Raw genomic sequence first — 26,130 nt, forward strand, 5'->3', positions numbered from 1 at the left:
ATGTCTCCTCTTACAGATATCCCATGATGATACAGACTCCGGTAACCGCAAGTCCCAGCATCAGGCAGCCCACGATAAACACAAACGTGCGCAGATGCTGGCGCTTGTGCATTCTCGTCAGTTTATCGTGTATATCTTCCTCCAGCAGCTGGCTGATATTATAGGATTCCTCCTGATCTTCATCCAGATACTTCTGAGCCATATCCACAATATAGTAAATTTCCAGATCCTCATAACACGCCTGGCAGTTTCTGATGTGGTAGACGAATTCCTCCAGATCATTGTCTGATATGGTCCCGTTTAAATATTGGTCGATGCAGGCCTGTGCCTTCTGACAGTTCATATAATTCCTCCAGTATCATTTCCGGGATTCCGGTCATCATGTCAGCGCCAGAAAGTGCGTGGCAATCCCAAAATATATTAAAATCGAACACGTGTCCAAAATTGTCGTGATCAGCGGCGTCGCCATCAACGCCGGGTCCAGTTTCAGACTTTTGGCGACGATCGGAAGCATGCCTCCCACCAGTTTTCCAAGAATGACAATCCCCACCATAGACAGCGCTATGATCAGAGAAATCGTCATATCATGATACGTAAGCTGAATCCTGATACCGTTGACAATCGCAAGCACAACGCTGACGATCAACGCAATCCTGAGTTCCTTCCAGATGATGCGGAAGAAATCTCCGATATGGATCTCATCCAGCGCAAGTCCGCGGATCACAAGGGTCGAGGTCTGAGATCCGCAGTTTCCGCCAATTCCCATCAGCATGGGGATAAATGAAACCAGCAGCGGAATTGCCTGAAAGGCCGCTTCATAATGCCTTAGGACAGATCCGGACAGTGTTGCGGAGAGCATGAGGACCAGAAGCCACCCGATACGGTTTTTGGCATGTACGGGAACCGAAGTCTTAAAATATGAATCTTCGTTAGGGCTCATAGCTGCCAGTTTCGAGAAGTCTTCCGTTGTCTCTTCTTCCAGAACATCAAGCGCATCGTCGAAGGTTACAATACCGACAAGACGCCCTTCATCATCTACAACTGGCATTGCCATGAAATCATATTTACTCATCTGCTTTGCAACATCTTCTTTATCATCATGAGTGTTCACAGTGATGACATTTGTTTCCATGATATCTTCTACCAGTTCATCATCTTCAGCGAGAAGCAGATCCTTAACTGTAACCATCCCGATCAGTTTTCGGTATTCCGTCACATAACACGTATATATCGTCTCTTTATCCGTTCCTACACGCCGGATTCTGGAAATGGCGTCAGCGACTGTCAGATAGCGGGAAAGTTTGACGTATTCGATCGTCATGATGCTTCCGGCACTGTCTTTCGGATAATTCAGAATCTGATTGATCGCATCGCGCGTTTCCCGGTCAGTGCTGCGCAGAATACGATTGATCACGTTCGCAGGCATTTCCTCAATCATGTCAACCGCATCATCCACAAATGTCTGTTCCAGAACATCACGGAGCTCACGGTCCGTGAATCCATTGATCAGACCTTCCTGCATATCACTTTCCATAAACGCAAATGTATCTGCCGCCAGTTCTTTCGGAAGCAGCCGGTATACGAGGAGACGCTCTTTTTCATCCATGTCCTCCAAAAGAATTGCCAGGTCAGCAGGATTAATCTTCTGAAGCTCTTCCCTTAATTCTGCCAGCTTTTTTTCTTCCAGAAGCTGTGTAATTCTCTCTTTCACTGTGCCTCTCCCTTCATTCATGCCTCCCCCTGCGGGTTCTTTATCTGTTTTGCCAGATAAAAGTCAATTTTACCTTACCCTCTGATTATTCGTTTGTCAACCCGAATTTACAATGTTATAATCGAAACAGAATAGGAGGAAAGAAAATTCATTATGGAAACTCGAAAAATCATCTTAAGCGCAGACAGTACCTGTGATTTAGGCCAGGAACTCAAAGACCGCTATGACGTACACTACTATCCGTTTCATGTTATACTGAGAGGATCAGACTATCAGGATAATGTTACGATCACAACAGAAGATATTTATCAGGCCTATTACGAAGACAAAACTCTTCCCAGGACAGCTGCTATCAATGTCAGCGAATACATTGATTATTTTCGCCCATGGACTGATGCCGGATACGAAATTATCCACCTGAATCTCGGCGGTGCTCTCTCAAGCGCTCATCAAAACTGTATGCTGGCCGCCGAAGAACTTCCGGGTGTCTATCCAATTGACAGCCAGAACCTGTCTACAGGAATATCCCTTCTGGTTATAGCCGCCGGTGATATGATCCGCCAGGGTCTTCCTGCAGCAGAAATTGTCAGACGCATCAAAGAACTTCGCAGCCACTGCCACGCCAGTTTTATTCTGGATACTCTTGATTTCATGCATGCAGGAGGACGCTGTTCTTCCGTAGTCGCACTCGGTGCAAGTCTTTTGAATCTGAAGCCCTGTATCGAAGTTGACAATTCGGACGGAAGCATGAAAGTCGGCCGCAAATATCGGGGAAGCCTGCAGAAAGTACTAACCCGCTATACACAGGATGAGCTGAAACGGTACCATAATATACGGACTGACCATATTTTCATCACCCACTCCGGCATCGACAGTTCCTGCATCGAAGCCGTAAAAAATACGATAAAGGAAACAATGGATTTCTCCGAAATTCATGTAACAAAGGCAAGTTGTACCATTTCATGCCACTGCGGCCCAAATACGCTTGGCATTCTGTTCATGACTGATTAATCATAATCAAAAAGCATCCCACCCCGTAAGCGGCGTCACCTATGAACAGTCCGCCTTATCGGAGTGGGATTTTACACTCAGGCACCATTGTCATTTATCGTACAATTTTGATATAGTTTCCATGATCTCAAGCAGTAAATACTGCTTTTCTTCCGGACATGCACGGTACATTTCCAGTATTTGTTCCGGCACTTCTGTCTCAGCCTCTCTTCCCTGCAGTAAGTAATCAATACTGATTCCCAGAATATCGCAGACATTAATGATATTTTCTATAGACAGTCCCGCGATTCCTCTTTCAACTTCACTGTAATGCTTGATCGAGATGTTCAGGCGGTCTGCCATCTGCTCCTGTGTTAAATGATGGTTCTTACGTTTTTCTTTCAGCCGCATCCCCATTTCCACTTTGTAGTTTTGCATATCTCACCATCCTTATACCGGATATTTTACCCTATACGAAAGGTTCCATACACAAGGCTTTAGGTGTTGCTTTTATAAACCTAATATGTTATATTTTAACTGTTCGTAATCCCATTTTTATCGGAAAAGGAGCTTGACATGGTTACTAACAGAGAAATCTACGATGCGAATCTCTGCCGGGAATGCCTGAATAAAAAGTATTCCCTGAAGCTGAAGAAAAAAGACTGTCTGTATTATTATTATTCTCAGCAGTGCTCAGGGTGCGGTGATCTTCATCACATTGTAGCAAAAGTGCGTTTTGGCAAACGCTGGAAATTGCTGTAAAAAAACAGGAACGACTCACTGTTGTGAATCGTTCCTGTTTTTCTATAAAGCCTGTATCCGGATTCAGGATACTTCCTGCACGTCCGCCGGTTCCCCGTGGTATAAAACCTTAAGCAGAATCGGTGTCACCACCGAGGACACGATGATCAGCAGGATTACGGCTGTAAAGTATTCCGACTCGAGAAAACCTGCTGACAGACCTTTCTGTGCCACGATCAGCGCCACCTCTCCCCTTGTCATCATTCCAACGCCGATCTTCAGGGAATCTTTGCCCGAAAATCGGCACAATTTTGCGACAAGTCCGCATCCGATGATCTTGGAAACCAGCGCAACCAGAACAAATCCTATGGAAAAGACGAGCAGCGTCATGCTGAAATTCTTGATGTCCGTTTTCAGACCGATACTGGCAAAAAATATCGGGCCAAACAGCATGTAAGAATTGATATCCATCTTTCTTGCGATATATTCCGAATCCTGTATGTTGCACAGAATAATTCCTGCAACGTATGCCCCTGTAATATCGGCAATCCCAAAATACCGTTCTGCTATGTACGCAAGACCGAGACAGAGAGCCAGTCCTGCGATCGGAATCCTTCGCGTATGCGGATACATACTGTCGATTTTTTTAAACACCCGGTAAAGTACATAGCCGATCACCAGTGCAAACACAAAAAACAGGGCTGTACTGATGATCGTTGTAGATGCCCTGGAGTTTTCATCTTTAAACCCGATCACAACTGTCAGTACGATAATCCCAATGACGTCATCGATGATAGCCGCACTCAGAATGGTAGTCCCGACGCGCCCTTTCAGACGGCCCATCTCCCGCAGAGTCTGGACTGTAATACTGACGGAAGTGGCTGTCATAATCGTCCCAACGAATACCGCTTTCAGAAATCCCTCGCTTCCCCACGGAGCAGCCCCGTACATAGCCATGTAAAGGATGGTTCCCGCTCCGAGAGGAATAAAGACTCCTGCGCAGGCAATCACAAGTGCGATCGGCCCTGTCTTCATCAGTTCTTTCAGGTTCGTCTCCAATCCTGCCGAAAACATCAGCAGAACCACTCCGACTTCTGCCATCACCATCAAAAAATCGGTCTGCTGCACCCATCCCAGAAGGCTTGGTCCAATTAAAAGCCCCGCCACAATCTCTCCGACAACCTGTGGTGCCTTCAGCTTTCTTGCCAGGATTCCACACGCCTTCGCTGCGATAACGATAATTGCCAGATCTTTAAATACACTGTACGCTTCCATTTCTCATATTTCCCCCTCATCGTATTTTATATTTCTTTTGTAATCTCCTTCAGCCATGCCGCTTCCCGCTTATCCAGATATGGAACCAGTGTTTCGTACACATGCCGGTGATAATCATTCAACAGTTTCCTGTCGGTACCATCGAGAAGCTCCAAAGCTATAGCCTCCCTGTCAAACGGCACCATCGTCAGAACCTCAAATCCCATGAACTGTCCATACGCATTTTTCTCTCTTTTTTCACACACCATCAGATTCTCCAGACGGATTCCGTACTTTCCATGCAGATAAAGACCCGGTTCATCCGAAATCACCATGCCTTCTTCCAGCACGACCGCCTCCTTCCCCCTGATGTGGCGCCAGCGGATTGCCTGTGGACCTTCGTGGACACTCAGCAGGTCACCAACCCCGTGACCTGTCCCATGACGATAATCAAGTCCCGCATTCCACAGCGGCTGTCTTGCCAGAATATCCAGATTTTCACCGCTGCATCCGTATTGGAACTTTGCGGCGGCGAGACGCAGATTACCTTTCAGCACCATGGTATAATGCATCTTCTGTTGTGCATCCGGCTGTCCCAGCGATACTGTTCTTGTAATATCTGTTGTGCCTTCCCTGTAATGCGCTCCTGTATCCATCAGAAGCAGCCCTTCGGGAGCCAGTTCCATATCCGAAGCCATGTCTGCAGCATAGTGCACGATCGCACCGTGTTCCCTGTATGCCATGATCGGTTCAAAACTGGGCATTAAATACCCCTCCTGTGCGCGCCGGAATTCTTCCAGCTTTTTGGCTGCACTGATCTCTGTAATCCTCTCATGTCCAATATGATCTTTCAGCCAGCAAAGAAAGCGTGTAACGGCAACACCGTCTTTTACATGCGCGTCCCGGATCCTTTGCAGCTGGCTTCTGCTTTTGACAGCTTTTCTTTTCAGAATGGGAGATTCCTGCTCCAAAACAGATGCCGCTCCTTTCAGCCTGCCTGCCAGCGCTGCGTTCAGCTGGTCATGATCTGCCCATACCGTTTTATCCTGTACGGCTGCAGAAAGTTCCTCATAGATCTGCTCATAATCATGAATGCAGACTCCGCGCTTTTGAAGCACTGATCTTGTCTCCTTTGTGAGTGCTTTCTCCTGCATATAGACAGCAATCTCCTGCATACCGACTACTGCATATGCCAGCGCTACCGGACAGCAGGCGGTGTCATTCCCCCTCATGTTAAAGAGCCATGCAATCTCGTCAAGGGATGACAGAATCAAAAGATCACATCCCTCTCTTTTCATATCACAGCGAATAAGTTCGGTTTTGTCCTCACAGCTCTCACCCTGAATTTCCGGCAGCATCCAGACAGGACTGCAGGAACGAGGCGGCCTGTCATTCCAGATTTTTCCGATCAGCTCCACGTCCGTCCTGACCGATGCTCCTTTTTTTTCAAGCATTTCCGACAGACGCCTGATCCAGGAAGCGCTCACTGTCCGGCCATCCACACCTGCACATTCTCCCGCCCCCATCCGCTGTTCCAGAAATTCAGGAACCGCAGGAACACCGGCTTCCCCCATTTTAAAAAGTGTAATCCCGCTCCCTGAAAGCTGTTCCTCTGCCTGAAGAAAATAGCGGCCGTCTGTCCACAACCCGGCACCGTCTTTCCATATGACTGCCGTCCCTGAAGAACCCGTAAATCCCGTGATAAACTGACGGCATTTAAAATATTCCCCAACATACTCCGAACCATGAAAGTCATCAGAGGGAACGATATAGTAATCAATTTCCTGTCTTTTCATCTCATTTCTAAGCTGTTTCATACGTTCTTTTATCATGTCTTTCCCATCTGCTTTCTTTTTATTTTCTCTGTTTTATGCTATAATACCGATGATCATAAATCAGGATTCACAAGGAGGTAACTACACATGGCAGTTTATACGAAAACAAAAGATTATCACACCAAAGCCCATATGGGTATGATCGATGTCACAAACGATTTCCAGGCAGCAGTCAGTGAGGCCTGCGAAAAACACCATATCAGCGCAGGAACCATCACAGGCTTCACAACCGGAGGTGTCGCCGGCCTGACAACGCTTGAATTTGAACCCGGAATGGTGACAAAAGATTTAAAGGAAGCTATGGATGTATTTTCCCCTTACCGCGATAAGGATGGACGCGTCATCCATTATAAGCACCACGATACCTGGCACGATGACAACGGCTCCAGCCACATCAAATCAGCGCTTCTCTCACCGTTCATCACGATCCCGTTCGTGGAAGGCCGTATCACGATCGGTCCCTGGCAGAATTTAACCCTGGTTGAATGTGATACGAGAGACCGCCACAGGGAGATCGTGTTTCAGGTCATGGGAGAGTAATTTTTCCTATAGTTCCATAAATCTGCGGCTTCCGTTTTCTTTCAGATAAAAATACATACCGGCGGAGGCCGCTGCCAGAATCATACAGTGGACTGCCATAAAGAAACCACATGACATGCCCATTACGAACAGTGCAATATAGCCTGCGGCAGGCGCCGCGATAAATACCATTGCAAGTATCATCGATAAAAACGGACTCAGCCCCTGTTTAACGGCGGCTGTTTCATTCACCCAGTCCAGCTTTGGAAATCTCAGATTCAAAACAATTCCCAAAAAACCTATCGTCACGTTAAAGCAAAACGGCAGCAGAAAAATCATAATCCTGGACAGGATATCCATCGGCAGCAGAACATTCAGCAGAATACCGGCTGCTATAGACGGAACTTCTCCAACCACTACATGAAGTTTCACTTTCGCCAGCAGCAGCTCAATCGTCGGTACCGGGAGGGTCTTGGCAATCCACAGATTTTTTCCCTCCACCGATATACTCGGTGCCGATATGAAATTCATTGACAAAAGGCCTGCCAGTACCATAGCTCCGGCCACCCCATAGTATTGCTCAGGAATTTTCTGAACATACGGCATGATATCTTTCCATTTGATAACCGCGGCAGCTGTCAGCAGCAGCGTAAAAATGGAGCCAATCGCTGCATTCATCATATACATGGAATTCGTCCCGAACCTGGACAGCTCTTTTTTAAAGAGTGCGTTCCTGATACCTCCTGTTTTCAGTGCCCCTTCCTTATATTTTACTTTCGCCTGACTGTGCTTCGTCGTCGCAATGTGGATAAAGCTTTTTGTGAGAACTACCGCCACCACTACGGCCGGAATGATCGTACACAGCATGAACAGAAGCAGACTGAGCAGATTGCCCTCACCGACAGCCACCCCCAGATGATAAATGGGAAACAGGCTTTTTCTGACCGCCTCCGCCAGATCTGCTCCGTGATTTAACAGCCACTGCATATAGACTGTGATTTTACTGTATACATAAAAGTAACCGCCCATAAAGGCCACAAAAATAATCAGACTCACAATATGCCGCATCGGTATCCTGCTGCTCACAACTGCAAGCACCCATCCGAGAATGCAGGATAAAGTCAGGCTGATAAACGGAAGCAGCAGAAATACAACAATAAAACTTATCTCCTGTGTGACCGAAAATCCCACCATAATCCCATATATTACACCCGCCGGGATCATAACAAAACTCTGATAGACATAATTAAGCAGCAGCAGGGATAACAGCCGCCCCGCCAGTATATTTCCCGGTGCGATAGGCATGGAGAGAAGCAGTTCATTATCTTTCGCGTCATAGAGCTGCGACTTGGTCATCATGACACTGCCGATAAAGCTCAGCAGTATCCCGACAATCCCCATGACCGCAAAATACAGCCAGTCAAGCCCGGCTTTGGTAAGCGGCAGGCAGAGAGCACCGAACAGCATGCCAAACAGCAGAAACAGGCATCCTACAACATAGATTGCCAGCAATACGATGCCGACTGTCAGAAGGGCACTGCTTTTCTTATTCCGGGATCTCTGAAACATCGCCGAAAACATCTGCCGGAGATTCATTTTAATCAGCGCTTTGAACATGTTCTCCCTCCAATTCCAGAAATACATCTTCCAGCGACTCATCCCCGATCACTTCGTCTGTTTTTCCGCTCTTTATCAGTGTGCCATTTTTGATGATCGCTATCCGGTCACAGAGTTTCTCCGCCACCTCCAGCACATGTGTGGAAAAGAAAATCGCCCCGCCGTTATCGCACAGCGTCCGCATCAGTTCCTTTACCTCAAATGCCGCTTTGGGATCGAGACCGACAAAAGGCTCGTCCATGATTAACAGCTTTGGTTCGTGGATCAGCGCGGATATTATGGCTAGTTTCTGTTTCATTCCGTGAGAATAAGTGTTGACAGGGGACGCCAGGTCATCCATCAGTTCAAACTGACGGGCATACCGGTGAATCCGTTCTTCGCGGTCCTTTCCTGATACACCGTAGATATCGGCAATAAAATTCAGGTATTTAATGCCGCTCATAAATTCATAGAGATCCGGGTTATCCGGTATATATGCCAGAGCTTTTTTACAGTCCAATGGCTGCGACCGGATAGATTTCCCGTCTATCAGGATTTCCCCCTCTTCAAAATTAAGAATTCCACAGCAACATTTAATAGTCGTTGTCTTACCGGCACCGTTATGCCCGATAAATCCGTAAATCTCACCCGGATGGATATGGAGTGACAGATGATCTACCGCTTTTTTGCTGCCGTACATTTTGGTCAGGCCTTCAATCTTAAGCATACTTTTCCCTCTTTTTTAATTTTTATTTACCCTTGAAAATAGTTTCTCCTGTGGATTAACTACGTTCCATTATAGCCCTGCCATGTTAAGAAAGCAAATAAAAAGAAAACAGCCGGCATAAAAAGGAAGCTGCCATCCGGCAGCTCCCAATAATACACATTGCATTTTATGCAGTTACAACCTCAAACTGAGAGTTATACAGCTGGGCGTAGAATCCATTCTTTTCCAAAAGACTTTCATGATCACCCTGCTCAATTATGTCGCCGTCTTTCATTACCAGAATGACATCTGCATCTTTAATGGTAGAAAGCCGGTGTGCGATCACAAAGCTGGTACGGCCTTTCATCAGATTATTCATCGCTTTCTGTATTCTGGCTTCTGTTCTCGTATCAACAGAGCTGGTCGCCTCATCCAGTATCATGACCGGATTATCCGCCAGAATAGCCCGCGCGATCGTCAGCAGCTGTTTCTGTCCCTGTGACACATTACTTGCATCTTCATTGAGTTCCATCTGGTATCCGCCCGGCAAAGTCTGAATGAAATGATGAGCATGTGCCGCCTTTGCTGCGGCTATGACTTGATCATCCGTAGCATCCAACCGGCCATAGCGGATATTTTCCATAATTGTACCCTTGAACAGCCAGGTATCCTGCAGTACCATACCAAAACTCTCCCTGAGCTCGCTTCGGTTAAAGCTGCGCAGATCATGGCCATCTACCCTGATATCTCCTTTGTTGACATCGTAAAAACGCATCAGCAGTTTTACCATTGTTGTCTTTCCGGCGCCCGTGGGACCTACAATTGCCACAGTCTGCCCGGGTTCCACATGACAGCTGAAATCATGAATGATCACTTTATCCGGCTGATAACCAAACTGTACATGGTTGAAATCCACCTCACCCTCTACATGTTCGAGGTGTACCGGATGTTCCACTGTCTGGTCTTCTTCCTCCTCACCCAGGAATTCAAATACCCGTTCCGCTGCAGCAGCCGTTGACTGCAGCATATTGGATACCTGTGCAACCTGTGTGATCGGCTGTGTAAAGCTTCTCACATACTGAATGAAAGACTGGATATCACCGACTTCAATCATATTCTTAACGGTGAGAAGTGCTCCGACCACTGCAACTGCAACGTATCCGAGGTTACCAACAAAGTTCATGATCGGCTGCATCATACCGGACAGGAACTGCGATTTCCAGGCTGACTGAAACAATACATTATTTGTCTCGTCAAATTCCTGCTCCATCTCATCCTCTTTATTGAATGCCTGAACAATCGTATGACCGCTGTAGACTTCCTCCACCTGCCCGTTGATCTTACCCAGATATTTCTGCTGTGCAACAAAGTATTTCTGCGAAAATTTCACAACAATCGCAATCAGCCCCAGCGATACCGGCAGGATCACAAGTGCGATCACAGTCATCAGTGGACTGATGGAAAGCATCATAATCAGAATTCCGATAATCATGGTAACTGAGGTAATCAGCTGGGTAACACTCTGATTCAGGCTCTGTCCCAGAGTATCAACGTCATTTGTAATCCTTGAGAGGACTTCTCCGACTGTTCTGGACTCAAAGTATTTCATCGGCATTTTGTTGATCTTTTGAGAAATCTCTTCTCTGAACCTGTAACAGAGCTTCTGCGAAATACCGGTCATGATAAATCCCTGGATAAATGTAAGCAGCGCACTGATCAGATAAAGCGCGATCAATATCAGCAGTATCCTTCCGATTTTCTCAAAGTCGATACCCCCGTTTCCGGTAATCTTTCCTACAAGTCCGTTAAAGATCTCCGTTGTCGCCTTTCCAAGGATCTTGGGCCCTACAATATTAAAAGCTGTTCCGCCTACTGCAAATATGAACACACCAATCAGTGCAAATTTATAGCGCCCCATAGATGCCAGCAGTTTTCTGATGGTTCCCTTAAAGTCCTGAGCCTTCTCTCCGGGTACCATTCCTCCTCCCGGTCCATGCATGCGCCCCGGTCTCTGGGATCTTCCCTGTGTCTCACTCATTATGCACAGCCCCCTTTCAATTCAGCCTCTGAAAGCTGCGATTTTGCAATCTCCTGATAGGATTCACACTGTTCCATTAGTTCCTGATGTGTGCCCTTTCCGACGATCTTTCCATCATCCAGCACAAGAATCTGGTCTGCATGAAGGATGGTGCTGATGCGCTGTGCCACTATGATAACCGTAGCATCTTTCACCCTTTCATTCAGTGTCCTTCTAAGTACCGCATCCGTCTTGTAATCCAGTGCAGAAAAGCTGTCATCAAACAACAGAACCTTCGGTCTTTTAGCGATTGCCCGGGCGATCGAGAGTCTCTGTTTCTGTCCGCCGGACACATTGTTTCCGCCCTGTGAGATACTGCTTTGATACTTTTTCGGCTTTTCATCAATGAACTCGGTCGCCTGAGAAATCTCTGCTGCCTCTTTCATCAGGTCATCACTCACCATATCACCCGCAAATTTAATGTTGGATTCAATGGTTCCTGAAAACAGTACCCCTTTCTGGGGTACCATGCCGAGAAGCTCCCTCAGTTTATGCATGGACAGGTCTCTGATGTCCACACCGTCCATTGTTATGCGCCCGTCCGTTACATCGTAAAACCGCGGGATCAGATTCAACAGTGTTGTCTTCCCACACCCTGTACTTCCGATGATCGCAGTCGTCTTTCCCGGTTCCGCCGTAAAATTCAAATCCTCCAGAGCATTTTCATCAGCTCCCGGATATTTAAAGGAAACATGCTCAAATGAGAGACATCCATCCCAGTTTTCCCGGGAATCATCCTTCGTATTTTCTTTATCCGTAATACTGATCGTGGTCTCAGAAACCTCATTGATACGTGCAGCAGCCACACCGGCACGCGGCAGCATAATGGATATCATTGTCAGCATCAGGAATGCCATGACGATCTGCATCGTGTATGTGATGAATGCCATCATATCACCCACCTGCAGATTTCCCAGGTCAATGCCTTTGCCGCCTACCCAGACGATCAGGACAGTAATACAGTTCATAATCAGCATCATTGCAGGCATCATAAATGTCATGATACGATTGGTGAACAGCTGCGTTGATTTCAGGTCCTGATTTGCTGCAGCAAATCTTTTTTCCTCATATTTCTCTCTGCTGAATGCACGAATGACCGGAAGTCCTGTTAAAATCTCCCTGGACACCAGGTTCAGACGGTCGACCAGTGTCTGCATGATTTTAAATTTGGGCATTGTAACTGACATCAGAATGCCCACTACGACTACAATGGCAACCACTGCAACAGCGATGATCCATCCCAGCCCAGTCCTGGTATTGGCAACCTTGATGATACCTCCGATACCGATGATCGGCGCATACATGACCATTCTCAGCAGCATGACAGAAACCATCTGAATCTGCTGGATATCATTCGTACTCCTGGTAATCAGTGATGCTGTCGAGAACTGATCCATCTCAGCATGTGTAAAGTGCAGTACTTTTTTAAATACCCGGTTCCGGAGCGTCATGCCCACCTTTGCCGCCGTATAAGATGCAAGCATGGCTGCTGCCACAGAAGCCGCCATCGCAAGTACTGCTAGCGCAAGCATGATACCGCCGTTTCTTAAAAGATAGTTCATCTGATAATCATCCAGATTGATTCCCATCTCCTGGTATTCCTTCTGAATAAACAATACCGCTTTCTGTGCGATCAGGGATTCGCTGTAATCACCGAATTTATCCATCGCCTGCGCCTCAGCCTGCTGAAGCTGCTCTCTGGTCACCTGACCGCTGTCTACAAGAGCTCCCAGTTGTGCGGCGTCAATCTTTCCGGATTCTTCCATCGTTGACATCATAAGCATGGCTCTTCCGAAGGCCGGGTCCAAAGACTCTCTTTCCTTTTCTCCGTCCTTTGTCAGTTCCATATTTCCATCTGCATTTAATGCATATGCTTTCCGCACCTCTTGTTCTTCCTTATCCGTCATAAAAAGCGTCAGGGATTCCAGTGTGTCCGGACGCATCTCATCCGGTACTGCCCCCTCAATACCTTTTTGCTGGATACCAACATCGACAATATCTGATGTATATGCAGGCAGCGAAAGGTCACAATATGCCTGGATGACAAGCAGAACAATAATGCACAGAATCATACGCTTATGCTCTGCCAGATATTTGAACATATATTTCATTCTTTTCCTCCTGTTTCACGTTTACTGATCTCATCTTCCATGATATCCGTAAGATCTTCAATATATGCAAGAATAGCCTCCATACGCTCTTCTCCCAGCCTCATTATGACTGTATCTGTGAAATCTCTGAGAAGTTCCAGAATCTCACAGTGTCTTTTTCTGCCATACTCAGTAAGACAGACGTAAGTGTTCCTTCGGTCCTCATCTTTTTCACTTCTGGCTATCAGGCCTTTTCCTTCTGCACAGCGTAACAGCCTGGAAGCCGTAGGCGCAGAAAATCTCATGATCTTTGCCAGGCCGGAAACCGTTACACCACCACTGTTTCTGTCTTCTTCCCTCTGAATAATTTCCATCGCCATGAACTCCTGCCTGGAAATATCCGGAAACATTCTCTGTACGCGAAGTCTGCGGAATTCATGAGAAGCCTGAAACAGCCGCACCCTCAACTCATCATTTTTCATCGCAGCATACTCTCCCTGCCTTTCTGTTTTTGTATTGCTAACATTTTACATTACTATTAATTAGCATTACTAAGTATATGCCTGCAACCATATTATGTCAAGACCCTATTTAGTGCCACAAAACCGTGACACACATCTTCAGGCATATGATCACTGCAAGATTTTATAACCGGCAATGAAATAAAATAAAAAAAACGCCAAAAATCCAACAAGAATGCTATAACAAGATTTTCATAAAAATGATAATATAATACCAGTCATTGTTCATGAACAGCCACAGATAAAATCGAATAACAAGTATAATGAAAAAATTTTATATAGGAGTTTTGCGCAAAACTCACAACAATTGAGAGGTATTGAGAGGTAAAACTAACTATGAGTAATGAAGCAATTACAACAGCTGGAAGCTGTCAGAAAGCAGGCGTACCGGATCTGTCCTGGAAAAAGCGTATTGCTTATGGCTGCGGAGACACCGCATGCAACATCGTCTTTGGAATGACAAGTGCACTGCTCACGTTATTTTATACGGACTATGCAGGTATTCCGATCGCAACCGTAGGTCTGGTCATGCTGATATCACGTATCTTTGACGGGACATCCGATTTGATCATGGGTGTAATCGTCAGCAAAACAAAATCAAGATGGGGAAAGGCCAGGCCCTGGATTCTGTGGATGGCAATCCCCTACGTAATATGTGCAGTGGCGATGTTTATCATACCACAGACGAGCACAACGCTGCAATTCTGGTATATACTGATCACCTATAATCTTTGTACAACCATTTGCTATACGGCAATTAACGTCCCCTACGGCACACTGTCCGCTTTGATGACACGTTCGTCACATGAGCGGGACTTACTATCTATCATCCGTATGACGATGGCACCGCTTGGAAGGCTTATCGCGGTCACGCTGACAATGCCGATCGTAAAACTGTTCGGAGATACTCAGTCTGCATGGATGAAAGCAATGATGATGTGGTGCGTTCTCGCATTTTTTCTGCTTTTGATCTGTTTTAAATACTGTGAGGAAGAGGTTATGATCAAAACCGCCGAAAAACATCAAAAAGCATCGTTCCGGAAAAATATCAAAGCTCTTCTGACAAACCAGTATTTCTGGGCAACTCTGATACTCTGGATGATCACCTGTATCCACCAGACCTTAGTCGGAACTGTCCTGCCGTATTACTGCAAATATATCTTCGGAAATGACAGCTGGATGTACAGTACTCTGTATATGGCTGAGTCTGTAACGCTGATCGCAGGAGCTCTCCTGTGCCCGGTGCTGCTGAAACGCTTTGGAAAGAGGAGCCTGTCTCTGCTCGGCTGTATTGTCGCTGTTGCAGCACAGGCAGCATTTCTGCTGAATCCCCACAGTTACGAATGGGCTCTTGTAACTTCAATACTGAGAGCGCTGGGACAGGCTCCTGTCACAGCTGTTATTTTCGGAATGATGGGTGATGTGATTGAATTCGGCCAGTGGAAAAGCCATATCCGTCAGGAAAGTCTTGTATTTGGCGGTGGCTCTCTGGGATTTAAAATGGGAGTCGGTGCAACCAGCGCCGTTATCAGCTCGCTGCTGATGCGAAGCGGATATGTCAGTTCCGAAACAGGAGGTGCCGTTCAGCCGGAATCTGCAAGGACGATGATTATGAACATCTACGAATACGGAACACTTCTGATCTGGGTGATTGCAGTGATCGTACTGCTCCTGTACCAGCTGGATAAACGTTATCCTGATATCATGAGTGATTTAAAACTGCGGGAATCCCGCGGTGAAATATAAACCGGCATGTAACTGCCGGCCAGCAGCCAAAAGGCAGAACTGCTTTTCCCATGTTCTGCCTTTTATGCTATTCAAATTCTTTGATCCTCTCTGCAATCGTATTGCCTCCCGCCAGACGATGATATGCGGCGGTCGGAATCAGCATGCATGCCAGCACAATCAGGACCACCCCAATTATGACGGGTACCAAAGGTATTTTAAATGCGGTCTCTGTGTAATTTAATGCACGGTAGCATCCGTATGTTATCCCAAGTCCGACGGTAGCCGTCAGCAGCACGGAACCGAATGCATACAACAGTCCCTCACGCATCAGCATGCCTCTCATCTGTTTATCCGTCATTCCGATACTTTCCATAATAGCCAGCGAAGTCCGGCGGTTCTGAATGCTGCCCAACACAGTGTTGATATAGTTCATAAGCCCAATCCATGCCAGAATCAGAGATATCCCGATGCCGATCTCCATCATATTTCCCTGCGCTCTTTCCAGTTCTTTCATATCTTCCAGCCTGGACTCCCAGGAAAAATCTCTTGCATAAGGACTGATGTCTATTAATCGTTTCACTTTCCTCTCGGTATCCTCATCATACTCTTTCTCATATTGAATATCGATTTTCGCAATGTACGGATTTTGGGCGCATTGTTTCAGGTACGTATCACTTACAATGACGATCGGGGCACCCCCTGTCGAACTTCCATAATACGGGTCATCTGTCAGCCCCGCTATGTTCAGCCGATACTGTGTGTCTGTGCTGCCGTCCGGTGAATACACTACACCTTTTCCCTCTAATCGTTTCATATCAAGCGACAGTCCGCCCCGGTAAAGAATACAGGTTTCTCCGCGCATAAAAGCCTCTTTATCGACATCGCCTCCCAGTTCGTCATTCAGAGTTTTCAGTCCATCCTCATCAATTCCTTTTAAGAACGAATAAAATTTTTCAGGATTCCTTTTATACGCTTCAACATCTGTATCATACGGATAATCCTTCCATACCTCATAAAACTCTCTCATCCAGACATCGGAGAATTCCGGTTCCCACGGCACGATGATCCTGGCACTCCACAGCGGACGTATCTCCCTGATACCTGTAATTCCCTCAAGATCATTAAGAAATGCATCGTCCATGATATGAATCCAGTCTTCTGTATTTTCCTTTTGAAGTGTATCATTTTGAAGTATCAGATCCGTATCCATGTTATTTGACATCACTGTTTTGGCACTCTGGCTTTGAATCAGTGTGACCAGGCACAGAAACACAGACAGGCTTGCCGCCAGCGAAAGCATGACGATCCCGGTCTTTTTCCAGTCCTTTTGAAGCTGCTCCCCTGCCATCCTCCACAAAACATGCAGTCTGCCTGTTCTGCGGGAGAGTCTGCGCGGCGAACCCGCGCGATATCTCATGGCTTCTACCGGTGATACCGAGGCAGCAATTTTCGCAGGTCGGCGGCTGCAAAGAAAGACTGTGATTCCCACGAACAGTATGGTTCCGAGAAAAACCGCAGGATGAAAAGAAATCTCTACTGCCAGTTTATGAATACCGAGCGCCCTTACCACTGCCGGAATCAGCAGGTATGAGACGGCAAAACCTGCCAGAAGCCCGGCGCCTGTTCCGATAATGGTGACGCAGAGCATCTGTTTCTGTATCAGACAGTATATCTGTCTTTCCGTCATGCCCACCGTCTGCATGAGTCCATAATACCTGATATTGCCGGATACCGATAAGTACAGGATATTATAGATGAGCAGATAAGCACTTATACATGTGATAATGACCAGTCCTGCCATTCCTGCGAGAACACCTGCCGTTTTCTCCATCGTGACGGTGGGCATAAAATACTGCCGGTTTGACAGACAAAGACTCTTCTCCAGATCAGACAACGTCTTCTGCCGTATAAGAGAACCTCTGAACTTCAGATTAAGCACACCGTTATAACGCAATTGATACCCGGACTGTTTATAAAACGACTCCGATACATAGAACGCGTCTTTCGTACCATATCCCTCCCATATTCCGGATATCAAAAACTCCCTGGTATGTGTTCCTTTTTTATCGGAATAAGTCAGAATAAAACGGTCCCCAACACCGAGATTTCCTTTTCCGCAGTTTTGAAGTGCTTCCCTGGTGGCCATCAGTTCATGATCTTTTTCCGGGTACTCCCCTTTCACCCATTCCCGTGCGGGAGCCAGAATATTTTCCCATTGGACTTCATCACACCACAGCATGCCTGAATACATGGTATCATCCACATCTGTCTCCATCGCATATCCGGCATAGGCTTCCGTGCCGGCATACAGTATATTTTCATCCCGCCCGCATATCTCTTTTTGCCCCTCCGTAAATCCATTGACCAGCAGGGCATCATAGTCCCCGCCCTGCAGGCGCATCTCCTGCTGATGCTGCATTTTAAAATATGTGGTTCCCACAGTCAGGACACTGAACAGCATAAAAGCCGACAACATGATCGCCGCAGTGATGATTCCAAACCTCTGTTTATTCCTGACGAGCGAGCGCCTGCACATTTTAACAAGAATATTCTGGTTATTATTAGCTAACATTTGCAGCACTTCCTTCCACAATTCTGCCATCTTCAATGCGTACTATACGGTCCGCCATCTGTGCGATGTCATGGTCATGTGTAATCAGTACGATGGTCTGCTGAAACTGCTTCGCTGCTATTCTCAGAAGTCCCATAACATCATGACTGGCAGCCGTATCGAGATTTCCTGTCGGCTCATCCGCCAGTATAATGGATGGCTTGGAAGCGATTGCCCTTGCAATAGCCACCCGCTGCTGCTGTCCGCCTGACAGTGTCCCCGGCAATGCCTCTGCTCTATCCTGCAGTTTCAGGATCTTGAGTATATGCCCGATATAATCACTGTCTGCCTGTTTTCCATCCAGTTCTACAGGCAGTGTTATATTTTCATATACATTTAAGTCAGGCACCAGATTATAGTTCTGGAAAACAAATCCCACCTTTCTCCTCCGAAAGATTGCCAGCTGTTCTTTATTCAGATTTGTAATTTTTCTGTGGTCAATATATACCTCACCTTCCGTCGGCACATCAAGACCGCCGATCATGTGGAGCAGGGTGCTCTTTCCACTTCCCGACTTCCCGATAATTGCCACAAATTCTCTCTCCCGCACAGCAAAATCCACACCGTCCAGAGCTTTTACAACAGTTTCACCCAGCTTGTAATATTTTTTCAATGCCCGTGTTTCTATCATCCATGATTCCATTCTTTTATGTCCCTCCTTTACAGACCAAGCATATCTCATAAAAATCACAAACTGCTCACAATCCGTGATTATCACAAAACTGTGATAATCACACATCAGCCGTTCGGAAGATATATTTGAAAATCTGAGCCTTTTCCTGCTTCAGAGTATACCTGAATATATCCTTTTTGCAGCGTCAGTATTTCTCTTGCCAGATATAGTCCGACACCTATCCCTTCCTCACTGTGCACCTCCGGTTCGCGATAAAACCTGGTAAATATCTCCGCCTGACGTTCCAGTGCAATTCCTTTTCCGGAATCCCTGATACTGATCTTCGTGAAAATTTCCTGAATATCCACGGATATACGGATACACCCTCCTGTATACGTATACTTAACGGCATTGTCCAGAATATTAAAGATGGCTTCCTCCGTCCATTTTCTGTCATGGCAGATCTGAACACTTTCATCGCACGATACATATATTCTAATTTGTTTCTTCTCCGCCTTTGGAACAACGGCAGCGACAGCACCACCCAATGTTTCAAGCAGGTAATCTTTGCGCTGACAGATCTTGATAATGCCCGTCTCCAGCCTGGACATCTTTACCATGCTCTGCAGTAAAAAATCAAGCTTCTCCGTCTGCCCTGTTATTCTTGTAAGAAATTCCCGCTCTTTTTCTAACAGATTCCGTTCCGCGGCAAACAATTCCAGATACATTTTCATATTGGCGATGGGCGTTTTTGTCTGGTGTGAAATATCGGATATCAATTCCTGAATTTTACGTTTTTCCTCAGTCCCTTCCCTGTCTTTCTGTTTCCAGATATGCTGCACCCTCTGTAGTTCCTCATATACCTTACTCCACAGTGTATCCCTGTCCACATCTGAATCCGGCAGATCTCGTCCTGAGGCCATATCATCCAGATGCCTCTCCAACAGGTTCTCAAACGAATAAATATCCCGTTTCAGACATCGCATCTTCCATCCCATAAAGGCAATCACACAGCACATGCCGATGATAACCACAATCAGCCCAGCCATTGATATCCCATCCCGTAAACGTTTGATATATATTTGTGCTCTCCATCTTCTATCTTGCCCCTCAGACGGTTGACGTTCACTGCAAGCGCGTGCTTATCCACAAACCGGCCGTCGATGTCCCACAGATGCTCCAACAATACCGAATACGTCAGAAGCTGCCCGCTGTGTCCTGACAGATATCTGAGCAGGCGGAATTCTGTAGGTGTCACCGTACATTCTTTTCCGTCAACAGTTACATTTGCCGTTTCAAAATTCATGTATAAATAACCGTCATCAAAAATATTCTGCCCGAAGACAGGTTCTCTTTTCATAATTACATTTATTTTTTTTAATAAGACTTTCATGGAAAACGGTTTTATGACGTAATCCTCCGCTCCCAGTTCATAACCTCTCAGAACATCCTCCTCGAGATCCCTGGCTGTGAGGAACAGTACCGGAGTCCTTTTCCGGCTCCGGACCCAATTGCAGAAAGAAAACCCGTCTCCATCCGGAAGGTTCACATCCAGCAATATAAGTGCTGCACTTTCTTTTAAACAGGCCTTTTTCGCCTCCTCAAGTGAATGTGCACACTCTGTACGATACCCCTCGCTCTGCAGCGCATAACAAATCCCCTGGTTCAATTGCCAGTCGTCCTCAACTACTAATATCTTCTGCATCCTCTACCTCAATTTTATAATATCGTTCCCTGCAACTGTATGTAACATATTTCATGTCATATTATACAGGATGTCAGTTGCCATCACAATTCAGAATGTCCTGAATCTTCAGATGTGAAAGACTTTGTAAGAGAGATTCCGCCGCTGCGTGAGCACGCGGAGCGTTTTTGCAGCAAAAAATCACCTTCCGATTATTAAAAGCCTGCCGGCCTGTTAATAATGGAGAAGGTGATTGTTAAAAGTAATATGTTCTATATAATAGCTTCTGCTTTATGATTCTGAAGATGCGCTGTCTGTTGTACCGCTTCCTGAGGAACTTCCCGCAGCACTGTCACTGTCTGTCGAGCTGCCGCCTGTAGTGCTGTCACTGTCTGCTGCACTGCTTCCTGTCTGGCTGTTGCTTTCTCCCGCGCCGCTTCCTGCCTGGCTGTCACTGTCTGCTGCATCGCTTCCTGTCGTACTGTTGCTGTCTTTTGACTCACTTCCCGTCGTACTGTTGCTGTCTTTCGATTCGCTTCCTGTTGCGCTGCTGTCTTTCGATTCACTGTCTTTGGAAGTGCTGCTGTCTTTTGAGCTGCTTCCCGCCTGGCTGTCACTCTCTGTTGAAGAGCTGTTGGTAGTGCTGGATTTATCATCGTCAGATCCGCAGCCTGTGAAAACACCAATCGACAGAGCTGCTACACATGTCAGTGCTAAAAGTTTTAAAGCAAATTTACGTTTCATTTTTTTTAAACACTCCTTTCAAGTCATAACCTGTATTGTTGTAATGATTCTTTTCCGTTTACTATTTTTGACTCGTCCTCCCTTCGCTTAGGAATAAATATATCATAGCTGGAAAATGTGACCATTCAGTGTTTAATGTATGAGTTTTTTCTTATGAAACAGTGTTTACTTTCTTAACAAAATCTAAAATTCCAGTTCATATAATTGATTTTCCATTTCTTTTAATTCTGAGGCAAAGCCCTTAAAGCGTTCCCTGATGCGCTCCTGATTCGCTTCTTTTGCTTTATACAGCATGCGGTGCTCCATGCTCGCCCACAAATCCATGGCAAGGGAGCGTATCTGGATCTCAACAGGATAATACTGTTTACAGTCCGTGCGATAGACCGGAGTTCCCAGTACCAGATGATAACTGCGGTACCCGTTAGGCTTTGGCTGTGTCACATAATCACACTCCTTTACGATCACCGTATCTGAATATTTTTTTAGATGAGCGGCAATGGGGACGATATCCTGTTCGAAATAGCATATGATCCTGATTCCCGCAATATCTGTCAGATAATCTTTAGCAGACTCCAGAGCGGGTGGATGCCCTTTCCGTTTTAATTTAGCCTGAATACTCTCTGAATTTTTTATCCGTGACTGTATATTGTGTATCGGATAATCCCTGTATCGCATCCGGTATTCCTCATTTAAAGCATCAATATGCACCAGAAGACTTGACATGGCTTCCTGATACGGCTTTATCATGGTCTGGTATTCTTCTATTCCTGCTGTTTTTGTTGACAAAGGATGTTTCACCTCCTGATCTTAGTTGTATCTAATCATAGCAGAGAATTATGATTTTTTTGTGTAGGAAAAAGAAAATATTGGAATCCATTTCATAAAATATTAAATTATGCTATACGCCTGGAAAGATTCATTGAGCCTGTCTGCAAGTTTCTCCTGCGTCATGCCCGTCGCTTTTCTTAATTGAAATTTTTCCGCTTTGTTTAATAAGAATGACATGGTAATACTTATGGCATCAAACATCTTTTTTATGATAGAAACTGTTGGAATCCGTTCCGAGAAAGGTATATAATAAAGGCAGCAAAGAGTGTTCGCCCAAAATACAAAGGAGGAGCTAATAATGAATGAAGTTTATGATTTTTTAAAAGCATGTGAAACTTATTATCTGGCAACCATGGAAGGAGATCAGCCTCGGGTACGTCCGTTTGGAACAATCGACATTTACGATGGCAAACTTTATATTCAAACCGGTAAAGTAAAAAATGTTTCAAAGCAGATGAAATCAAACCCGAAAGTCGAGATCTGTGGTTTTCTGAATGGCAAATGGCTTCGTGTTGCCGGCATTGCTGTGGAAGATGATAATATGGAAGCACAGAAACATATGCTGGACGCGTATCCGTCTCTGCAGAACATGTATCAGCCGGGTGACGGCAATACACAGGTTTTCTATCTGAAAGATGTGACAGCAACCTTCTCTTCATTTACTGAAGAACCAAGAGTCATCACATTCTGACAGCAACCGTGCATTAACTGTGAAACAAACAATGAATTTTGTGGAAATATTACTTGCGCTTTACATACAGACATGGTATTATAATGTCTGCGTGTAAAGCAGGCCGGCGTGTCGGAATGGCAGACGAGGCAGACTCAAAATCTGTTGTGGGTAACCACGTGTGGGTTCAAGTCCCACCGCCGGCAGTATCAGATCCAGTATTTCTAAGAGATACCGGATCTTTTTTTGTCCTGAAGCGGCTTATGCATGGAAACAATTCTGTCCGGTAATGAGAACATCGTACAGTTACCTGAATCGATAAGGAGTTTCGGAAAAAGCGAGAGACAAAAACATTCCCACCGGAAATCTCAATGCCGTCATAACATTGGTTCAGGTGGGAATGTTCTAATTCAGGGGTGAACTGGTTAAAACCTGGTATTAACCGACACCCCTCTGATTGTTACTCGGTTTCAAATATCTTCTTATAGATCGGAAAGCAGTCAAAGGTAGCAAAATAATCTCTCGGTGTCTCCGCACGCCGGATCATTTCAAAACTTCCGTCTTCTTTCAGCAGCACCTCGGCTGATTTCAATTTCCCATTATAGTTATATCCCATTGCAAATCCATGGGCTCCCGTGTCATGGATAACCAGAAGATCTCCCATATCAATCTTCGGAAGCATCCTGTCCACTGCAAATTTATCATTATTCTCACAGAGTGACCCGGTTACATCATACATATGGTCACATGGGGCATCCTCTTTTCCCATCACCGTGATATGATGATATGCGCCGTACATTGCCGGCCGCATGAGGTTTACCGCGCAGGCATCGCAGCCGATATACTCTTTATGTGTATGTTTTTCATGAATGGCCTCTGTGACAAGACAGCCATACGGTCCTGTCATAAACCGTCCAAGCTCAGTATACAGCGCAACATCCCCCATTCCTGCAGGCACCAGAATTTCTTCGTAGACTTTTCGCACACCTTCTCCGATCAACCGGATATCATTTGGCTCCTGGTCAGGACGGTAAGGAATACCAATTCCTCCCGAAAGATTGATAAAGCGAATATCTGCACCTGTCTCTTCTTTCAGACGGACAGCCACTTCAAACAATACTTTTGCCAGCATCGGATAATACTCATTTGTGACAGTATTGCTGGCTAAAAACGCATGAATTCCGAATTCTTCCGCGCCCTTTTCTTTTAAAATTTTAAATGCTTCAAACAGCTGATCCGTCGTCATACCGTATTTCGCATCACCAGGATTATCCATGATATCATTACTGATTTTGAACAGTCCGCCGGGATTGTAGCGGCAGCTGATCTTTTTCGGGATATATCCGATTGATTTTTCCAGAAAATCAATATGTGTAATGTCATCCAGATTAATGATGGCATTAATCTTATTGGCATATTGATATTCAGAAGCCGGTGTTGCATTTGAGGAGAACATGATATCATCCCCGCTGCAGCCCAGTGCATCCGAGAGCATCAGCTCTGTCATGGAAGAACAGTCACAGCCACAGTCGTATTCCCGCAGAATATCGATCAGAAACGGATTCGGGCAGGCTTTTACCGCATAATATTCGCGGTATCCCTTATTCCATGCAAATGCCTCCTTCAGTGCCTGGGCATTTTCACGAATTCCTTTCTCATCATACAAATGAAAAGGAGTCGGTATTGTCTGTCGGATCTCTTCCAGCTTTTGTTTTGTCACAAATGGTTTCTTGGTCATTTCATATTCCTCCTCATTAGTCACTCCTTATTTAGCCTGGATAATATGCAGCATGTTCGTCACGGCACCTTCACCCGTTACAATATTAGTTGCCGGATCCCCCGCCGTAAATACAACAAGATCCCCGGTTTTTATAAACTTTTCACGTTCCACGACGTACATCGCATGAGATATAATATTTTCCGTACTGTCTTCTTCATATCCGCTGAGCGGCCTTACACCCCAGAAAATCTGCATCTTACGCTGTACCCAGTCATTCGGTGTCACCGCATAAATCGGCACTTTCGGCCGGAAATTGGAAATCAGGCGTGCCGTCTGGCCCGATACAGTAGGTGTCACGATACACTTTGCGTGCAGATAAATACTGGACTGTACCGCTGCCACACCGACAGTGCTGGATACATTGCTGTTCCCGCGCAGTGCACGGTAATCCAGAAAATGTTCATAGTCAATGTATGGCTCTGTTGAATTCGCGATCTCCACCATCATATGTACGGATTCGATCGGATATTTGCCAACTGCCGTTTCTCCTGAAAGCATGATTGCATCTGTTCCGTCATAAATCGCATTCGCAACATCCGTCACTTCAGCTCTTGTCGGACGCGGATTTCGTATCATGGAATCCAGCATCTGCGTCGCGGTGATTACCGGTTTATAACGCTCATTGCATTTTCTGATGATTTCTTTCTGAATATGCGGTACTTCCCATGCCGGAATTTCCACCCCAAGGTCACCTCTGGCAACCATGATACCGTCTGAATGCTGAATAATACGGTCAATATTCGCTACACCTTCAATACTCTCGATCTTGGCAATGATATCAATATGCTCACCGCCGTGCTCCTTCAGCAGACTTCGGATCTCTTTGATCGCATCCGCATTTCGTACAAACGATGCAGCAATGAAATCAACACCCTGCTCAATCCCAAACAGGATATCTTTTATATCCTGTTCCGTAATATTCGGCAGGTTTGTACTGGTTCCCGGAATGTTGATGCCTTTTCGTTCCCCGAGTTCTCCGCCGTTTACAACGGTACATACAACATCCGTATGCGTTGTGGATTCCACCTTCAGCTCGATCAGCCCGTCATCCACAAGAATACGTGCGCCACGCTTTACGTCCATCGGAAGGCCTTCATAAGTCTGATAGCAGATATCTTTATTCCCGGAGATTTTATTTGTCGTGAGCGTAAAGGTATCTCCGGTATTCAGAGTTACCGGCGTATGTTCCTCGAGCAGTCCCGTCCTGATCTCGGGTCCTTTCGTGTCCAGCAGGATCGCAATCGGTTTTTTCATCTCCGCACGGACTTCCTTCAGCATGTCCATGCGGGCTTTCTGCTCCTCATGAGACCCGTGTGAAAAATTGAATCTGGCGATATCCATTCCCGCCTCAATCAGCTGTTTCATCATTTCACGTTTATCAGTATTCGGGCCCATAGTACAGACTATTTTTGTTTTTTTCATATTTGTTTAA

At 45.8% G+C, this 26,130-nt stretch carries 23 protein-coding genes and 1 tRNA gene; 6 read left to right on the top strand and 18 right to left on the bottom strand.

Annotated features, from left to right (window positions below; all coding sequences use genetic code 11):
• Nucleotides 1-10: 10 nt before the first annotated feature.
• Together MCG98_RS14155 and mgtE are read right to left on the bottom strand one after the other, a co-directional pair.
• The gene (locus MCG98_RS14155) at nt 11-343 is read right to left on the bottom strand and encodes a zf-HC2 domain-containing protein (protein WP_240286046.1); all 333 of its coding nucleotides are present in this window, start codon (nt 341-343) and stop codon (nt 11-13) included.
• A gap of 36 nt (nt 344-379) precedes the next feature.
• Nucleotides 380-1,732, bottom strand: coding sequence for a magnesium transporter (gene mgtE / locus MCG98_RS14160; protein WP_240302577.1), 1,353 nt, complete (start codon nt 1,730-1,732; stop codon nt 380-382).
• 132 nt (nt 1,733-1,864) lie between these two features.
• Between mgtE and MCG98_RS14165 the strand changes: the two genes are divergently transcribed.
• Entirely contained in the window at nt 1,865-2,722 is an 858-nt protein-coding gene (locus tag MCG98_RS14165) for a DegV family protein (protein WP_240286050.1), read from the top strand.
• Nucleotides 2,723-2,812: 90 nt separating this feature from the next.
• Here MCG98_RS14165 and MCG98_RS14170 read toward each other — a convergent pair whose 3' ends face one another.
• Nucleotides 2,813-3,139 carry a helix-turn-helix transcriptional regulator gene (locus MCG98_RS14170; RefSeq protein ID WP_240286052.1) on the bottom strand — a complete coding sequence of 109 codons (327 nt, stop codon included), beginning with the start codon at nt 3,137-3,139 and terminating at the stop codon, nt 2,813-2,815.
• 138 nt (nt 3,140-3,277) lie between these two features.
• Between MCG98_RS14170 and MCG98_RS14175 the strand changes: the two genes are divergently transcribed.
• A complete protein-coding gene (locus MCG98_RS14175) occupies nt 3,278-3,463 on the top strand; it encodes a hypothetical protein (RefSeq protein WP_240302578.1) in 186 nt (61 codons plus the stop codon).
• A gap of 63 nt (nt 3,464-3,526) precedes the next feature.
• On the opposite strand, the gene MCG98_RS14180 is transcribed toward MCG98_RS14175, so the two are convergent.
• Together MCG98_RS14180 and MCG98_RS14185 are read right to left on the bottom strand one after the other, a co-directional pair.
• Entirely contained in the window at nt 3,527-4,717 is a 1,191-nt protein-coding gene (locus MCG98_RS14180) for a cation:proton antiporter (protein ID WP_240286054.1), read from the bottom strand.
• A gap of 26 nt (nt 4,718-4,743) precedes the next feature.
• The gene (locus tag MCG98_RS14185) at nt 4,744-6,528 is read right to left on the bottom strand and encodes an aminopeptidase P family protein (protein ID WP_240302579.1); all 1,785 of its coding nucleotides are present in this window, start codon (nt 6,526-6,528) and stop codon (nt 4,744-4,746) included.
• 90 nt (nt 6,529-6,618) lie between these two features.
• Between MCG98_RS14185 and MCG98_RS14190 the strand changes: the two genes are divergently transcribed.
• Nucleotides 6,619-7,071, top strand: coding sequence for a YjbQ family protein (locus MCG98_RS14190; protein WP_240286058.1), 453 nt, complete (start codon nt 6,619-6,621; stop codon nt 7,069-7,071).
• A gap of 6 nt (nt 7,072-7,077) precedes the next feature.
• Here MCG98_RS14190 and MCG98_RS14195 read toward each other — a convergent pair whose 3' ends face one another.
• The 5 genes from MCG98_RS14195 to MCG98_RS14215 form a co-directional block, all read right to left on the bottom strand.
• On the bottom strand, nt 7,078-8,667 hold the full coding sequence (locus tag MCG98_RS14195) for a hypothetical protein (protein WP_240286060.1): 1,590 nt from the start codon (nt 8,665-8,667) through the stop codon (nt 7,078-7,080).
• Nucleotides 8,648-9,373 carry an ABC transporter ATP-binding protein gene (locus MCG98_RS14200; protein ID WP_240286062.1) on the bottom strand — a complete coding sequence of 242 codons (726 nt, stop codon included), beginning with the start codon at nt 9,371-9,373 and terminating at the stop codon, nt 8,648-8,650. The genes MCG98_RS14195 and MCG98_RS14200 overlap by 20 nt, the downstream gene beginning before the upstream one ends.
• A gap of 166 nt (nt 9,374-9,539) precedes the next feature.
• A complete protein-coding gene (locus MCG98_RS14205; protein ID WP_240286064.1) occupies nt 9,540-11,390 on the bottom strand; it encodes an ABC transporter ATP-binding protein in 1,851 nt (616 codons plus the stop codon).
• Complete coding sequence (locus MCG98_RS14210) at nt 11,390-13,540, bottom strand: ABC transporter ATP-binding protein (RefSeq protein ID WP_240286066.1); 2,151 nt, start codon at nt 13,538-13,540, stop codon at nt 11,390-11,392. Before MCG98_RS14210 ends, MCG98_RS14205 begins: the two co-directional genes overlap by 1 nt.
• Entirely contained in the window at nt 13,537-14,001 is a 465-nt protein-coding gene (locus MCG98_RS14215) for a MarR family transcriptional regulator (protein WP_240286068.1), read from the bottom strand. Before MCG98_RS14215 ends, MCG98_RS14210 begins: the two co-directional genes overlap by 4 nt.
• A gap of 375 nt (nt 14,002-14,376) precedes the next feature.
• Between MCG98_RS14215 and MCG98_RS14220 the strand changes: the two genes are divergently transcribed.
• On the top strand, nt 14,377-15,786 hold the full coding sequence (locus tag MCG98_RS14220) for a glycoside-pentoside-hexuronide (GPH):cation symporter (RefSeq protein WP_240286070.1): 1,410 nt from the start codon (nt 14,377-14,379) through the stop codon (nt 15,784-15,786).
• A gap of 67 nt (nt 15,787-15,853) precedes the next feature.
• Here MCG98_RS14220 and MCG98_RS14225 read toward each other — a convergent pair whose 3' ends face one another.
• The 6 genes from MCG98_RS14225 to MCG98_RS14250 form a co-directional block, all read right to left on the bottom strand.
• On the bottom strand, nt 15,854-18,340 hold the full coding sequence (locus tag MCG98_RS14225) for an ABC transporter permease (RefSeq protein ID WP_240302580.1): 2,487 nt from the start codon (nt 18,338-18,340) through the stop codon (nt 15,854-15,856).
• On the bottom strand, nt 18,330-19,022 hold the full coding sequence (locus MCG98_RS14230) for an ABC transporter ATP-binding protein (RefSeq protein ID WP_240302581.1): 693 nt from the start codon (nt 19,020-19,022) through the stop codon (nt 18,330-18,332). Before MCG98_RS14230 ends, MCG98_RS14225 begins: the two co-directional genes overlap by 11 nt.
• A gap of 95 nt (nt 19,023-19,117) precedes the next feature.
• Nucleotides 19,118-20,041, bottom strand: coding sequence for a HAMP domain-containing sensor histidine kinase (locus MCG98_RS14235; protein ID WP_240302582.1), 924 nt, complete (start codon nt 20,039-20,041; stop codon nt 19,118-19,120).
• Nucleotides 20,029-20,697 (bottom strand): response regulator transcription factor, encoded by a 669-nt coding sequence (locus tag MCG98_RS14240; protein ID WP_240302583.1) that lies wholly within the window; start codon nt 20,695-20,697, stop codon nt 20,029-20,031. The genes MCG98_RS14235 and MCG98_RS14240 overlap by 13 nt, the downstream gene beginning before the upstream one ends.
• Before the next feature lie 270 nt (nt 20,698-20,967).
• Complete coding sequence (locus tag MCG98_RS14245) at nt 20,968-21,420, bottom strand: hypothetical protein (protein WP_240302584.1); 453 nt, start codon at nt 21,418-21,420, stop codon at nt 20,968-20,970.
• A 183-nt stretch (nt 21,421-21,603) separates the two neighbouring features.
• Nucleotides 21,604-22,206, bottom strand: coding sequence for a (p)ppGpp synthetase (locus MCG98_RS14250; protein ID WP_240302585.1), 603 nt, complete (start codon nt 22,204-22,206; stop codon nt 21,604-21,606).
• Nucleotides 22,207-22,546: 340 nt separating this feature from the next.
• Here MCG98_RS14250 and MCG98_RS14255 point away from each other — a divergent pair, with 340 nt between their 5' ends.
• Nucleotides 22,547-22,939: a pyridoxamine 5'-phosphate oxidase family protein gene (locus MCG98_RS14255; protein ID WP_240302586.1), complete on the top strand. Its 393-nt coding sequence runs from the start codon at nt 22,547-22,549 to the stop codon at nt 22,937-22,939.
• A 102-nt stretch (nt 22,940-23,041) separates the two neighbouring features.
• A tRNA-Leu gene (locus MCG98_RS14260) sits at nt 23,042-23,124 on the top strand.
• Nucleotides 23,125-23,378: 254 nt separating this feature from the next.
• On the opposite strand, the gene MCG98_RS14265 is transcribed toward MCG98_RS14260, so the two are convergent.
• Together MCG98_RS14265 and pyk are read right to left on the bottom strand one after the other, a co-directional pair.
• Nucleotides 23,379-24,656 (bottom strand): diaminopimelate decarboxylase, encoded by a 1,278-nt coding sequence (locus tag MCG98_RS14265; protein ID WP_240302587.1) that lies wholly within the window; start codon nt 24,654-24,656, stop codon nt 23,379-23,381.
• Between the two features lie 27 nt (nt 24,657-24,683).
• On the bottom strand, nt 24,684-26,120 hold the full coding sequence (pyk, locus tag MCG98_RS14270) for a pyruvate kinase (protein WP_240302588.1): 1,437 nt from the start codon (nt 26,118-26,120) through the stop codon (nt 24,684-24,686).
• Nucleotides 26,121-26,130: the final 10 nt, after the last annotated feature.

It is taken from the genome of Ruminococcus sp. OA3 (genome assembly GCF_022440845.1).
In the GTDB taxonomy this organism is placed as follows: domain Bacteria; phylum Bacillota; class Clostridia; order Lachnospirales; family Lachnospiraceae; genus Ruminococcus_G.